The following is a 13,724-nucleotide window of genomic DNA, read 5'->3' as shown; positions in this document are numbered from 1 at the left end:
GATGTTGACGGTTGGAAGAACGGGCTTTGCCGTGCTGATGACCCTGTCGGCATTGGCGGGGTGTGCGGGGCGGTTGGAGAATGTTCTCCAGCCGCTTGCGGCGGCAACGCCGGGCACAAGCACCGTTGATATCATGGCAGCCACCACTCGCCGGCCGACCGACAAACCGGGCGAACTCTATTCCGGCGAGCGCGGAACGGCGATATCCTTCAACGATATCGTCGTTTCCATTCCTCCGGATCGAAACCGCAAAATCGGCGAGGTACAATGGCCATCGCATGTGCCGGCCAATCCCGCAAAGGAATTCGCGGTTATGAAGGTCGGGAGGGTGGCATCCGAACGCGACGTTCTTGAATGGTTCAGCAAGAACCGCAACGCCAAGCGGCAGGTCGTCATTTTCGTGCACGGCTTCAACAACACCTATTCCGACGCCGTCTTTCGTTTCGCTCAGATCATGCATGATTCCGGAACGGATGCCGCGCCGATCCTCTTCACGTGGCCCTCTCGCGGCAACGTCTTCGACTATCTCTATGACAAGGAGAGCACGAATTTCTCACGGCGAGCACTGGAGGATCTGATCCTGCAAGCCGCCAAAAGTCTGGATGTCGGGGAGGTGACGATCCTCGCCCACTCTATGGGATCCTGGCTGACGGTGGAGGCGTTGCGTGGCGTCGCCATGCGCAACAAGACGATTCCGGCGAAGGTGAAGAATGTCATCCTGGCATCGCCCGACATCGATATCGACGTGTTCCGCCGGCAGATGATCGAGATGGGGGCGCAACGCCCGCATTTCACGATCTTTTCCTCGACCAAGGACAAAGCCCTGCAGGTTTCGCGATGGCTGTCCGGCGGCGTCAATCGTGTCGGCGGCTTTGACTCGACGCCCTATGCCGCGGATCTAGCGAAGCTCGGGATCACGGTCATCGATACAAGTTCCGTCAAGCCGGACGATGCGCTCGGTCATAATGCGTTTGCGGACAATCGCGACATGGTCCAGTTGCTTGGACGGCGGCTGGCGGGGCAGTCGCTGGATACCGGGCAAGTCTCGCTTGCGGACCGCGTGGGGATGGCGGCCGTTCGAACGGCAGACCTCGCGGGATCGGCAGCGAAAGTCGCAGTCGCAGCCCCCATGTCGATTATCAGCGATGATGCAAGGCAAGTGCTGAAACAGCAATTTTCCTCGGGACCGTCGCCTATCGTCGATGGGCGGATTTCCTACTGAACTGGATTATTCATTTTAGATCCGATCATCCGTCACACCACGGGCCAAGGGCGTTCGAGTGTGATGGCAAGACCACCGGCACGGCAGCCGGAAAAAGCGGCTCGATGATTGGAGCCGCTTCGCAAACCCGCATGCTTTTCACCATCAGCACGGAGGATATTACTCGGCTTTTCGGGCCGGCCGGCCCACCGGGGCGACAAGCACGCTGCCCGGTCCATGCACGGCGGCGAAGAGCAGGCCAGCCACGAACGTAAAGTGATCGACGAAAAAGCCGAATTCGGCCTGGTTACCTGCCCAGTGCGACGGCCCGTGGAATGAGAAGCCAAGGAAGATGACATAGATGGCTGCGATGATCGCCGCCGGGGTGAAGAAGGCTCCGCTGAGGAAGGCTATGACCAGCTGTGCCTCGAGGGCCGCCGCACACCAGGCCAGGAACAGCGGCAACGGAAAGCCGGCGGCTGCGATGTAGCCTGCGGTCGCGCCCATGTCCATGAACTTGAATGATACAGCCATCAGGAAGACGGACGCGAAGATCAGGCGGGCGATGAGAATGGCGGCGGTCTGCCAGGTCGATTGAGTATTTTCCACGATATTCCTCCGGTTTGAAATTGGTTGATGCCCCAAGGACGGTCGATGGAGGGACATACCGACAGAGGTCGGAAATTTTTCGGGCTATGTGTCGTTGGAGGCGTCCCGCTTCATGAGCGCCGGTAATCGAGTGAGATCGGGTCGCGCACCTGGGACATTGCGCATTCGGATGGATCGTTTTGAATACACTGCGATGTCGCCGCAAGCGGAGGCCGTCACAACACAGTCTCGAACAGGGGAACCAATGCCGCGCCGATGGCACCGGGGGAATCGGTCATCTCCGCTACGGTCAGCTTAGGCATGTCCCGCAATGCGCCATGGCGAGGCAGATTGTTGATCTCGGTCCGTTCGATCATCATTCTTGCCAGCCGATGCGGAAGCTCGCCGCCGAGCACGATCAAGGCGGGGTCGAATACCGCACAGATCGCGTTGATGGCGCGATTATGCGCCGGCATCACGCGATCGACCCATTCGGCGACATCATTCGAATTCAGCAGTTCTTCGCGTTTGAGATCCCGCAACGTCAGATCCGCGTATCCTTTGGCGCGAAGGTGTTCCAGCAGGACACCAAGTGCCGGGCGGTCGCCGTAGTCTTGACGCTCGAAGAGAACCGAAAATTCGCCGGCATTGCCGAAACTGCCGCGAAACGGCATGCCTCCGGAAACTAGACCGCCGCCATAACCATGAAGATGCGCGATATAGGCGAAGTCCGGAGCATCGCGGCCGACGCCAAAGATCGCCTCCGCCAGGGCCGCGGTCCTGGCAACATTATCGGCCCAGACCGGCAAGCCAAGCTGCTTGCCGACAATCGGCGCCAGGTCGATCAATGACCAGTGCGCCAGCGGCAGCGGACAATTGAAGGCTGTTTCCAGCATGCGGTGGCCGGAGACTGCCAAGCCGATACCGAGGATATCGCTGCGCTTGGCGTGTTGGCGAATAAGAAGGTCTTCGAGCGCGGCTTCGATCCGGTCCAATTCAGCCGGAAGCGAGGACCCTGCCTGTGGAATTTCCACGTTTTCCAAAGGCTCTCCGAAACCCATGAGGCAAAGGCCGATTGAGCCGACATTCACTGAGATTCCGAGTGTCAAGCACCAGTCTCTGCACAGCGTCAGTCCAGGGCTTGGCGGTCCGGGACGACGGGCTTCCGATGCGGAAAAGGCAATCATGCCTCGATCATGCAGCCGCCCGACAATTCGATGCAGGGACTGTTGAGTGAGGTCGAGCGGCTCGGTCAGATCGGAACGCTCGATACCGGGAGCCTTCCAGATCAGCCGCAGCAGATCCCGTTCGTTGCGGGAAGCCACGCGTGGAGGTTGAAGATCCCGCAAGAAATGGACGGCGACATGGTCTAGCGGATTATACTTCATTTTTTGACCATTTTAATTTACACTATAAGTGTGAATCTTTTAAAGGCGCTTGTTTTTGTCAAGCTGAGAAACCCGATCCCCGATCTGCCGGTCCTGCTTACTTCATCAAGATCGGCCCGGCCAGCGGAGATCGCGCCAATCCCGTCCCGGTAAAAGGGGCGGTATCGGAGCATTCGGGGCATCATATCGGCGTTGCGACATCCCAGGCGAGATGCGCGAATGATGAGTAGGTAAGGGGGGTAAGAGCCAAGCTGCATGGTATCGTTGAGCCTCGACAATGTTGCGCGCTCCTATGGCGCGTTATCTTTTGATTTCACGCCGACGCATAAGGGCAGTGATTTCGAGTCGATGGTCGAGGCGTTTTCAGGAGCCTATGGCGTCTTTGACGCCAAGCCATTGGGCAAGGACCGGGCTTTTACCTGGGCGGCGGATCTCAGAAGAAGCGGGTCCCTTACAGCGGTCCATTCGGCATATGAAAGTCCATGGGAAGTCCGGACGCTCGATGAAACCCCGCAACATCTTGGGCTTTATATCCCCCGCGCAGGTTCGTTGCGGCTGAGCATTGGAAGAAGGGTCGCCGAAGGTGGCGCCGGGCATATTCTCATGGCGAACAACCATGAGGCTCGCGATCGCTTGCTTCTGGGCGAGCCGATTAGCCTGGACGCTCTCTTGCTGGACTGGAAAGTCGTCAAGCGAATGCTGGCTTCACTTCTGGAAACGCCGATCCTCGATTCGTTGGATCTGGAACCCGTTCTCGATCTTGCAACACCCGCCGGCCAGCTCATCGGCAACCTGGCACAAACGATCATCCAGGGCATGCGCAATGATGGGCCGCTCTTATCCTCCCCACTTGCCGTGTCGGCGATGAGCGAAACGCTTGCCGATCTTGTCATCAGATTTGGCCAGCATCGTCTTTCCTGCCATCTGAGCAAGGAGAAGGTGTCGATGATCGCGCCGTGGCATGTGCGCCGTGCCATAGACTATATGCACGCCAATATTACCGAGCCCTTCACCATGTCGATGGTGGCGGACGATGTCGGCGTTTCGCTTCGTGCCCTGCAGATGGGGTTCAAAGCATTCAGAAAAACGTCGCCGGGTGCCTATCTGCGCACAATCAGGCTGAAAGCTGCGCGCGATCAATTGCGAGATCCGTTGAATCGGCAATCCGTTCGCGAAGTCTGCGCGACATGGGGTTTCTTTCATCCGGGCAGGTTCTCCATTATCTATCGCAGCATGTTCGGAGAGAGCCCAAGCGACACGCGCGCGAATGCGGTGGGGCTGCGTTGATAGCCATACCATCCGCGGGACGGTTATCGTTCCCTATTGGCGGAAAGGCTAGACGTCCGAGAGGATTCTCGTGGCTGCTACAGCCGCGTTAAGGGCCATGACTGCATCGGCATCGGTCCGGCTCGGTTCCGGGTGACCAAAGAAATAGCCCTGAACCTCGCTGCATCCTTCGGTCAGAACGCATTGAAGATGCGCTTCCGTCTCCACGCCCTCGGCGACGGTCGTGACACCAAGCCGCTTGCCGAGATCGGCAATCGCCCGGACGACAGCAGCAGATTCCGGGCGCTTCACGGCATCCCTCACGAACGAACCATCGATCTTGATCTTGTCGAAGGGGAAGGCTCGCAGATGCGTGAGGGACGAGTAACCGGTTCCAAAATCGTCCAGTGCCACACGAACCCCCAGGTCGTGTATACGGCGCAGATCTCCAATGCCCCCTTGCTCGTCATCGAAGATCGCAGTTTCCGTCACCTCAATTTCGAGCCGTTCCGGCGAAAGGCCGGAAGATGCCAGCGCCGACAACACCGTGGAGACGATCGTGCCCTTGCCGAGTTGGCAGGCCGATACATTGACGGCCACGCGCGCGCCATCCTCCCATTGGACGGCATCCCGACATGCTGTCCTCAGGACGAACTCGCCAAGCTGCTCGATCAATCCGTTCTGCTCTGCGACTGGAATGAATTCCGCAGGTGAGATCCACCCCCTTTGCGGGTGATGCCAGCGGATCAATGCTTCGCGTGCCGTGACCTTGTTGCTGTCGATATCGACGATCGGCTGATAGAAGACGAACAATCCCCGGCCGTCCCGCAAGGACGCGCGTAATGTCGTTTGAAGCTGAATGCTTTCCTGGATTCGATTTTCCATCTCTTCGGAAAACACCTTATACGCGCCCTTGCCGGCGGCCTTTGCCGCATAGAGGGCGATGTCGGCCCGAGCGAGCAAAGCTTCTCCCGTTTCTCCATGCATTGGCGCGTGCACGATGCCGATCGATGCGCCGATTTGAACCTGATTTGCTTGGTCGAGATCGAACGGCATGGAGAGGGCATCGATGATCCGGCCGGCCAGCCGCGCCACCCCCAAGGGGTCGGCATATGGAACCAGAACGGCAAATTCATCGCCGCCGAGCCGGCCGATCGTCATGGCGGGGGCTGCGCAAATGGCGCGCAGTCGATCGGCGACCGCTTTCAGCAGGGCATCGCCGATGCGATGGCCTTTGGTATCGTTGACCAGCTTGAAGCCGTCTAGGTCTATGAATAGCAGCGAAGACCCATGGTCCACCGCGCCGAGGCCCGCGTCAAATTGCGCATTGAACGTTGTACGGTTTGCGAGTCCCGTCAGCGTGTCGTAATGCGCGAGCTGGCGTATACGTCCCTCTGCCTCCACTTCCTTGGTGACGATCGCCCAGCTGAGCATCGGCCCCAGAAAGCTTCCGTCATCGGCGGTGATTGCCGAAATCCTGAGGTCGAGCACTTCCGGCCCGAGCTTGATGCGGGCATTATGAGGCAGATTTGCCGGATCTGCGAGAATGCGGCGTTGATGCTCCGGATTCCTATGGAAGACATCGATCGAGGTGCCAAGCAGTTCGTCTGCCTTTATCGGCAGCAGATGCTCGATCTTGCGTATGAGGTGTTTGGAGGTCTCGTTGGCGTAGTTGATGATCAGCGTTTCGGGCTCAACCGTCATCACGGCGACAGGCATGTCATCGATCATCCGCAGCAAACGGCTTTGCGCTTCCTCGCGTCGACGCGCTTCCGTCTGCGTATTCACCATGCGCGCAAAATCGCGATAATTGATGTTGAGGATGACGAGCATGCCAATCGATACCAACGCGATGTTGATCGCGGTCGCAATGAAGGTTGGCTGTCCGGTCGCACAGAAGAAGATGATGAAGGCGCCATTGACGATTGCAGTCACGGTTATGGCTGCCGAGCGAAGATGCATTAGGCTGAAGATGCAGGAAATCACCGTGATGGCCATGTAAAAGGCCAAATGCGAACGGGTATATGCATCGCCGTAGGGAAAGAGCAGGAACGACCAGGCGGTAAAGGTAAGGGCAATTGCGAAAGCAAGGCGATTGGTCCGTCTCAGAGCATGCAACGCCACCTCCGGCGTTGGATCCATGTGACGCGACCGCCACCAATGGCGGACGCGGAATATGGATGCCAATGTAAGGACAACAGGAGCTCCAATCGTGAGCCAAGCCGGGGCAATCATCATGTGCGTCGCGGCAACCGCCCAGGTGCTCGACATCAGGATGAAGTACATCATCGGCATCTGGCGCGAGAAAGCGCGGTATTGTGCTTTCAACAGCTCGGGATTGTCGACCGGTACCGCCATAAATCGCCGAACGCTGTCGAACATCTGCCACATGGAGGCCTTTCCATGTATTCCAAATGGTCCATGTGCCATCTCGCTTGGGCGTTGTGCGACAGTCATGAATGCAACAATTTACTGATTGATAGGGCCACGCGACCGCAGGCGGTCGCGAAGAACCACCCGAAGATAAGCGTCAACCATCCAGGATTGAGTTGCGCAAGCGATTCCCCGAATTCTTGGGTTCCAGCGTTCAGGCAGTAGGAGACGGTAGCCAAACTTATCACGACCCAAACAATCCATGACAGATTGAACATGAACTCGATTTTATTGCGCTGTTCTGCCCGCTGTTGCAAAAGAACAAAGCTGATTACGGGGATGCTTGCGCCCATCAAGACGAAGGGTGTCCATGAGGGGGAGAATGCATGTGGAAAGCCAGCCATCAATAAAGCGGCGGCGGCAATCGGCCCAAGAAATAGGAGGGCCGCGCTCAATGGCGATGCAGACAGATTGCTTGTCAAGCTATTCGAGTCATCAACTTCCGATAGCAATACTTCCGTATTCTTATCTGCGCTCTTCAATTGCTTCCCCGATGATTGTGAATGCTTGTTGTTACGTGATCGTCCCTTCGGATAGTTTTAGAGTGGTTGCGAAATGTTAATGATCTGTTGGTGTTTCCCGAACCGATGGCGTGGCGTCGTCACACGGTTGGATTGTTGCGTTACTTGGATATCTATTTCGTAAAATGCAGGTTTAAGCCGGCGCTATGTTCACGTCCTCTGATGGACCCGATGCCGAAATTCTCGATGGTGACGGCTTCAATTTTGGGCGGCATTTGCGAAAGCCGGCGCAATAGGGCGCAGGTTGCCCGCAATCGCGTCCGGGCCGAGGCCAGGAAAGCGTGTCCCTTGCCGCCTCGTTGGCCTGCAAAGGCGGAGTAAGGATCAAGCGATCGATGTTCTCCCTCCGCTTTCGTGTCATGCCAAGAGACGTCCACCGCCGCGCCTGGCGAATGCACCAACCATGCTTGGGCATCGATTCCACTGGTTTCAGCGGGTGGAGAGGGCCGGCGGTGGCGGTGGGGTGGTCGAGCCGGAGGCGAGTGAGCGCTGAACCATGACCGTGTCGGCCCAGCGGCCGTAGCGATAGGCAACCGCCGGCAGCAGGCCGACGCGAACGAAGCCGAAGCGTTCGTGCAAGGCCAGCGAAGCGACATTGTCTGCGTCGATATAGCCGATCATCTGCCGGAAGCCGGCCGCAGCGCAGGCGTCCATCAGCCCGCGCATGAGCAGGCTCCCGACGCCCTGGCCGACATGGTCGTGATGCACATAGATCGAATGCTTGACGGTGTAGCGATAGGCCGGGCGCTTGCGGAACAGCACAACATAGGCATAGCCGACGACCTTCTCACCTTCGATCGCAACGACATGCGGGAAGCGGCGGTCCTTCAAATTCTTGCGCCGTTCGCGCAGATCGTCCGGTTGCGGCGTGTCGCTATCATCAACCCCAGCCTCGACGCCACGGTGAATATGGCGGCGATAGATCGCCAACATCGCATCGACGTCGCTCTCCCGGGATGGGCGAACGACGATTGTTTTATCCTGCTTCATGACCAATCCGAACTTTCGAGCCTATTCCGCGACGACGTAGGTATAGAGTCGGATTTTGCCGGATGCGTCGATCTCGCGATAGAGCCCCTGGATCTCCACCTCGAAGCCGGGGAAGGTGTTGAAGCAGGTCTCGAACATCTTGAGATAGTCGATCATCGGCTTTGCCTGCTCCGTCAGGCGCTCGCCGGGCACGATGGTCGCGATCCCCGGCGGGTAGACGACGAAGGGTGTCGTTGCGATGCGGCCGGCAATGGCGTCGATCGGCAGATAGTCCACATCGTTGCGCACCAGGCAGCGTGCGGCATCATGCGGCGACATGGCCATCGGCGGCAGGTGGTCGGCGGAAAACTGCTTCGTCTGGAGCGCGCTGACATCGGCCTGGCGGAAGAAGTTGTGCATGTCCCTGCACAGATCGCGAAGCCGCACGCCTGCATAACGGCCCGGACGGCGCCGGTAGAATTCCGGGATAGCTTCCTCCAGCAAAGCATTGTCGTCATGGAGTTTCTTGAAGGCGACGAGGCCGCTGATCAAAGTGCCGGCCTTGCTGGCCTCCACACCGGGCGTGAGCAGGAACAGCAGCGAATTGAGGTCGTTCTTTTCCGCAACGATGCGGTTTTCGCGCAGATATTGCGCGACCACGGGCGCCGGTATGCCGTGCTCGGTGTATTTTCCGCTCGCCCGGTCGAAGCCGGGGGTGAGCAGGGTGAGCTTGTTCGGATCGGTCATGGCAAAGCCCGGCTCCATCGCCGAAAAACCGTGCCATGCCGCGCCCGGCGTCAGATGCCAAAAGGCTGCATTGGTGGCAAGCTGGTCCGTGGCAATACTCTCCCACGCTACGTCATGCACCGCGCCTGGGCTGGAGACATCCGGGATCGCCACCCGGTCCGGCACGAAGGGCTCGAAGAACCAGCGGCGCTCCGGACGATGTTCCTTCTCCTCGAATTCGCGGCGCACGGCGCGGATCTTCTTGCGCAATTCGATGCCGAGGCGGATCGTGTCGTCCCAGAGCACTTCGCCCGAGCGGCCCTTCATCATCTGCGCGCCGACATCGAGAGAGGCAAACAGCGGATAGAAGGGCGAGGTCGAGGCGTGCTGCATGAAGCTTTCGTTGAAGCGCCGGTGCTCCACGCGGCGCTTCTGGCCGGTGATGTGCCTATCCTTCATGTGAATCTGCGAGGCCTGCGAGAAGCTGGCGAGCTGCTTATGGGTCGATTGCGTGGCGATGATACCGGGCGCATCCGGGCCGAGGTCCGAAAGACCCATGGCAAAGCGCCCGGCATAAAGCGGATGAAACTTCATGAAGCCCGCCCATGCCTCGTCGAAGAGGATGTAATCGCACAGGTGGCCGATGCGCTTGAGGATCATCTCGGCATTGTGGATGGTGCCGTCATAGGTGCATTGCTCCACGACAGCGACGCGGAACGGGCGCGGCTTCTTGTAAGCCTCCGGATCTTTCACCAATGGATGCGTGCGGATGCGCTCGCGCAGCGCGTCCTCGTCCATTTCAGCGAAATCCATGGGGCCGATCAGCCCATAAAGATTGCGTCTGGTCGGCAGATAGACCGGAATGCCGCCCGAGATCATCAGGGCGCCGTGATGGGCGGCCTTATGATTGTTGCGATCGAACAGCACGAGATCGCCATCGGTGACGAGGGCTGACAGAGCAACCTTGTTGGAGGTGGAGGTGCCGTTCAGCACGAAATAGGTCTTCTCGGCGCCGAAGATCTTGGCCGCTTCCTTTTGCGCGGCGAGAGCCGGTCCCTCGTGGGTCAGAAGGTCGCCGAGGTCGAGCACGGAATTGTCGAGGTCGTCGCGAAACACCGCTTCGCCCAGATGCTCCATGAAGACACGGCCGATGGGGCTGCGGCTGTAGAAGATGCCGCCATTGTGGCCCGGGCAGGTCCAGAGATGGTTGCCCTCCTCGGCATAATCGACCAGCGCACCGAAAAACGGCGTCTTCAGCGTTTCGGCATATTGCTTGAGCCGGCTGATGAGGCTCTTGGCGATGAAGGCGGGCGTCTCTTCGGACAGGAAGACATAGCCGTCGATGAAATCGAGGACCTCGACCGGCACATCCTCGAAGCGCTTGCGGCGGATCAGCAGGATGATCGGGAATTCGAGGCCGCGCCGGCGCATGAGGTTGATGAGGGCGGCCGTCTTGCCTTCCAGGCCTTTCTTGCCCCAGTCGACCAGCATGCAGCCGATCGCTGCGTCCGTCTGCACGGCGATCTCCGCATCTTCGAGATTGCGCGCGCGCACCACTTCGAAGCCGGAGCGTTCTATCTCCTCGACGATCTGGTTGTAGCGGGCACCCTCCAGATCCTCATTGTCAAAGGTGGGCGTTGCGAACAGAAAGTTGAAGCGTCTGAAATAATCCATCTGGGTACCCGCTTTTGATCCGGCACGAGGTGTCGACGTATTTCATGACATGGATGTGACAAAATATCGAATGTCCGAAACATGCAAACAGAATGGCATTTCTGCCATTCATGTCGTCTCCCTGTGGATTTTACTTTTTCATTGCAATCCGGAAAATGTCGTGTGTCCGTTAGGTTTAGGCGCTAAATCCGGATTAAGCGCATCGATGAAATCGAAAAGTCACTCGGCGCCGATCAAAACCAGACACGGCGACGCGATCTTATGAAGCGGTATGTTAGCGTGGGCCGGGTCTCTGGCGACTTTCTCTATACAAATCATCAGGTCCGCTGCTTTGCCGACATCTCGCCCAGCCGTTCTGGCAAGTATATCCCTTGCCAAAGCCACCTGATCACCTCTTCGGCTGTTCTCCCATTGGGGCAGGGTCGAATGGCCGGTCAGTCGACCGGCTGAAACAGAAGTCGCGATGAATGCCGATAGCCCCAGGATGAGCAACATGCGTCTTTTCACGTGATTTCCTCTGCATGCCCGATCTTAGCCTATGACGTCGAATTGCTATGACAACGGCACAAGATGTCAATGATGTGCAGCCGCATTCACCTGTCGGGACCCCGCATCTCTGCCGCCCGTTCCGCAATCACTTCGCTCCTCCCATTTGAAGGCATCAAGGAAGAACCGCAGATCGAAATTTCAGCTTGCCGTTTCAATCGAAATCAGTAGCTATCGCTGCTTCGGCTTTGCCGCCATTCCTTGATTTGTTCGCTTGATTGCGGGCTTCTCAGCAGCCAGATGCGCTGACGGCATCTCGGGTGTTGCCGATCGGATATCGTTGGTGATCGATTGTGCTGCTGCGATCACGGCTTGCCTGATCTCTGCCACGCGCTTCTCGTCGACGCCCGTGACGAAAGGAACGCTGACGGCTGCAATGACCGTGTCCTGGTGATCCCTTACGGGGGCCGCGATTGCATGGACGCCGGACATCTGCTCGCCCATGTCCCGCGCCCAATTCTGCTTGCGGATCAGCGCAAGCTCTTCGAGCATTTTGTTTGGGTCCGTAATCGTCTGGTTGGTAAAGCGCTCCAGCTTCGTCAGGCGCCGCTCAATGTCCTCCTGCAAGGAGAAGGCAAGCAGGATCTTGCCGGCGGCACCCGCATGAAACGGCAGCCGCTGGCCTGCCGTTGCCGAGAGCGCATATTGGCCATGGCCCTGCGCCGAGGCAACAACCAGGATATTGTCACCTGAGGGCACCGTCAGCTTGCTGCCTTCGCCAAGAAGTTCGGAAATCCTGTTCAGATGCGGCTGCGCGATCGCCAGGAGATCGTAACTTGCAACGGTGGGAGCGACATGGGCTGCAAGTGTGAGAAGGCGCCTGCCGAGCGTATAGCTTCCCGCTGGTGAGCGATGCACGAAGTCATGGGCGCTCAGCGTATTCAGCATGCGGTAGACGGTGGTGCGCGACAGCTTCACTGCCTTGACGACATCCCGGATCGTCGCGCCCTCAGGCGTGCGCTCCAGCAACGCGAACACCTCCACCATCTGTTCGATGACGGGGATACGATACTTTTGCGCGGCGTCTTCACTAATGTCTGTCATAGAAATCCTGCCAAGCCTACCAGGCAATACCCAGCCTTCCTTAAGCAATCCGTGGAGTTCACGCAATCGCGGCTCCCTTCCATTGACTCCGACATGAGAATGCCGGTAAATTCTTAGATGAACTTATATCAGTTCAAATAAGAAACGTCATGTCGATTTAATCGCGGCACAGCGTTTCGAAAAAGACGCCGGATCGGAGGTTTGGCGAGTGGCTGCGCCGGCACGCGCGGCGAAACGGAATTACGGAGGAGGATGCAATGAAGAGTGTGAAATCGATCGGACATGTGGCTGTCAGCGTAAAGGACATCGACCGCTCGCTTGACTTCTATGTCAACAAGCTGGGCTTCGACGAAATGTTCCGGCTCGATCGTGACGGCCGCCTGTGGATCGTCTATCTGCGGATCACCGACACGCAGTTCATCGAATTGTTTCCGGAGGGCGTCGGCGATGGCGCACCGCCATTTGCCAATGTCGGATACAATCATCTCTGCCTCGAGGTTGAGAATATCGATGAGGCGATCGCCGATATCACCAGCCGCGGCGTCGTCCTGACGGCGGAAAAGAAGCTCGGTGTCGACAACAATTACCAGGCTTGGATCGCAGATCCGGAAGGCAACCGCATCGAGCTGATGCAGCTCGGCGCAGACGCCATGCAGACGGCCGCTATTCGCCGCATCAAGGGACTGGTCTGAGCCATGGATCTTTTCAGGCATCTCGGTCATATCGCATTGCGCGTCAATGATCTCGACAAGTCGCTGGCCTTTTACCAGAAGCTCGGCTTTCGCGAGATGACGCGTCTGCTCAATGATCAGGGCGAGGCGTGGATCGTCTATTTGAGGATCAACGACGATCAATATCTCGAGCTTTTCCCGAAGGGGATAAAGCGGCCGGAAGCCGGCCCGGACGTCATTGGCATCTTCCATATTTGCCTCACCGTTGAAGACATCGACAAGACGTTCGAAGAGCTTGCGAAGGTGGGCATTCACCCCAGTAAGCCAAGGCCGACGAAGATCGGCATCGATGGCAATCGCGGCGCATGGATCGAGGATCCCGATGGCACGCAGATCGAAGTCATGGAGATGGCGCCGGATTGCATTCAGCTCCAGGCCATCAGGAGATTGCATGATGAATCAGCCTGAACGGGCTGTTGTCTTCCTCGATAGCAGATAATCCAAAAGGGCCCGGCGGTTATCTGCCGGGTTCTCTCGTCGCGGGGTTTAGAGCGTTTCTGCTTTTCTTCGAATTGCGAAAACGCTCCAGCTTTTTGTCCCAACGCAATTCCGGACGGAAAACCGTTATGCGCTTTTCTTGGAATTACTCTAGAGCAACGTGCATTCAGACGTATCCGGCGGCTTTAAAGTAGTTTTG

General features: G+C 58.0%; 11 protein-coding genes. 4 read left to right on the top strand and 7 right to left on the bottom strand.

What is annotated here, in order from left to right; all coding sequences use genetic code 11:
* Position 1 precedes the first annotated feature (1 nt).
* A complete protein-coding gene (locus tag FHT84_RS25260; protein WP_245430355.1) occupies positions 2 to 1,222 on the top strand; it encodes an alpha/beta hydrolase in 1,221 nt (406 codons plus the stop codon).
* A 159-nt stretch (positions 1,223 to 1,381) separates the two neighbouring features.
* Here the strand turns inward: FHT84_RS25260 and FHT84_RS25255 are convergent, their stop codons facing one another.
* Both FHT84_RS25255 and FHT84_RS25250 read right to left on the bottom strand, forming a co-directional pair.
* Positions 1,382 to 1,810, bottom strand: coding sequence for a DoxX family protein (locus FHT84_RS25255; protein WP_183764908.1), 429 nt, complete (start codon positions 1,808 to 1,810; stop codon positions 1,382 to 1,384).
* Between the two features lie 215 nt (positions 1,811 to 2,025).
* The gene (locus FHT84_RS25250) at positions 2,026 to 3,177 is read right to left on the bottom strand and encodes an ROK family transcriptional regulator (RefSeq protein ID WP_112342392.1); all 1,152 of its coding nucleotides are present in this window, start codon (positions 3,175 to 3,177) and stop codon (positions 2,026 to 2,028) included.
* Between the two features lie 255 nt (positions 3,178 to 3,432).
* Here FHT84_RS25250 and FHT84_RS25245 point away from each other — a divergent pair, with 255 nt between their 5' ends.
* Positions 3,433 to 4,464: an AraC family transcriptional regulator gene (locus tag FHT84_RS25245; RefSeq protein ID WP_113249743.1), complete on the top strand. Its 1,032-nt coding sequence runs from the start codon at positions 3,433 to 3,435 to the stop codon at positions 4,462 to 4,464.
* A 48-nt stretch (positions 4,465 to 4,512) separates the two neighbouring features.
* Here the strand turns inward: FHT84_RS25245 and FHT84_RS25240 are convergent, their stop codons facing one another.
* The 5 genes from FHT84_RS25240 to FHT84_RS25220 form a co-directional block, all read right to left on the bottom strand.
* A complete protein-coding gene (locus FHT84_RS25240) occupies positions 4,513 to 6,834 on the bottom strand; it encodes an EAL domain-containing protein (protein WP_245430354.1) in 2,322 nt (773 codons plus the stop codon).
* A gap of 62 nt (positions 6,835 to 6,896) precedes the next feature.
* Positions 6,897 to 7,358 carry a hypothetical protein gene (locus FHT84_RS25235; protein ID WP_112342390.1) on the bottom strand — a complete coding sequence of 154 codons (462 nt, stop codon included), beginning with the start codon at positions 7,356 to 7,358 and terminating at the stop codon, positions 6,897 to 6,899.
* A 468-nt stretch (positions 7,359 to 7,826) separates the two neighbouring features.
* A complete protein-coding gene (locus tag FHT84_RS25230; RefSeq protein ID WP_112342501.1) occupies positions 7,827 to 8,387 on the bottom strand; it encodes a GNAT family N-acetyltransferase in 561 nt (186 codons plus the stop codon).
* A 21-nt stretch (positions 8,388 to 8,408) separates the two neighbouring features.
* Positions 8,409 to 10,766: an Orn/Lys/Arg decarboxylase N-terminal domain-containing protein gene (locus FHT84_RS25225; protein WP_112342389.1), complete on the bottom strand. Its 2,358-nt coding sequence runs from the start codon at positions 10,764 to 10,766 to the stop codon at positions 8,409 to 8,411.
* A gap of 717 nt (positions 10,767 to 11,483) precedes the next feature.
* Entirely contained in the window at positions 11,484 to 12,356 is an 873-nt protein-coding gene (locus FHT84_RS25220) for an IclR family transcriptional regulator (protein WP_112342387.1), read from the bottom strand.
* Positions 12,357 to 12,613: 257 nt separating this feature from the next.
* Here FHT84_RS25220 and FHT84_RS25215 point away from each other — a divergent pair, with 257 nt between their 5' ends.
* Together FHT84_RS25215 and FHT84_RS25210 are read left to right on the top strand one after the other, a co-directional pair.
* Positions 12,614 to 13,048, top strand: coding sequence for a VOC family protein (locus tag FHT84_RS25215; protein WP_112342386.1), 435 nt, complete (start codon positions 12,614 to 12,616; stop codon positions 13,046 to 13,048).
* 3 nt (positions 13,049 to 13,051) lie between these two features.
* Complete coding sequence (locus tag FHT84_RS25210; RefSeq protein WP_112342385.1) at positions 13,052 to 13,495, top strand: VOC family protein; 444 nt, start codon at positions 13,052 to 13,054, stop codon at positions 13,493 to 13,495.
* The last annotated feature ends 229 nt before the right edge of the window (positions 13,496 to 13,724 follow it).

The organism is Rhizobium sp. BK289 (assembly GCF_014193575.1).
Lineage (GTDB): Bacteria > Pseudomonadota > Alphaproteobacteria > Rhizobiales > Rhizobiaceae > Rhizobium > Rhizobium tropici_C.
This window is presented reverse-complemented; position numbering and strand designations above follow the sequence as displayed.